Source organism: Bradyrhizobium sp. sGM-13 (assembly GCF_018398875.1).
Classification (GTDB): domain Bacteria; phylum Pseudomonadota; class Alphaproteobacteria; order Rhizobiales; family Xanthobacteraceae; genus Bradyrhizobium.
Genome location: NZ_JAGWDK010000163.1, coordinates 1 through 717, shown reverse-complemented (window position 1 = coordinate 717; position 717 = coordinate 1). Strand labels below are relative to the sequence as shown.

1 protein-coding gene is annotated in these 717 nt (G+C 61.9%); it reads left to right on the top strand.

Annotated features, from left to right (window positions below):
* Positions 1–717 (top strand): AMP-binding protein (locus tag KJQ96_RS38595; protein ID WP_213291172.1); only part of this gene is annotated, 717 nt, incomplete at both ends.

The window sequence follows — 717 nt, the reverse complement described above, 5'->3', positions numbered from 1 at the left end:
TGGCCGATGCGGCGGGACGATCGGCGCTGGGCAGCGATGCGCTACTCGATCTGACGGTGGTCGACCTGGAGACGGCGACCCCGGCGTGGGCGCAGCTGCCGGCCGCGAAACCGGACCCGCGTGCCCTCGGCCTGACCTCGCGCCATCTCGCCTATGTGATCTACACCTCAGGATCCACCGGAACGCCCAAGGGGGCACAGAATGAGCATCGGGCCATCATCAATCGGCTGATCTGGATGCAAAGAGCCTATGGTCTCAAGGCAACTGATGTCGTGTTGCAGAAGACGCCATTTGGCTTCGATGTCTCGGCCTGGGAGTTCTTCTGGACGCTGCTTGAAGGGGCGACCCTGGTGCTGGCGCCTCCGGATGCGCACAAAGACCCCGATGCATTGGTGGACTTGATCATCAGCCAACGCATCACCACGGCACACTTCGTACCATCGATGCTGGTCAGCTTTATCGATGCGAAGGGGGTTGATCGCTGCACATCGCTGCAGCGCCTGTTGTGCAGTGGCGAGGCGCTTCCTGCCGCCAGCTTGCACAAGGTTCGGCGCGTACTGCCTTGGACTGGCCTGCATAATCTCTACGGTCCGACGGAAGCTGCGATCGACGTGACAGCGTGGAGCTGCCCGGATAATTTTGATGGGGCCGTTGTCCCGATTGGCCGTCCGATTGCGAACACGCGGATCTATCTGCTGGATGGTGATGGCGCGCCTG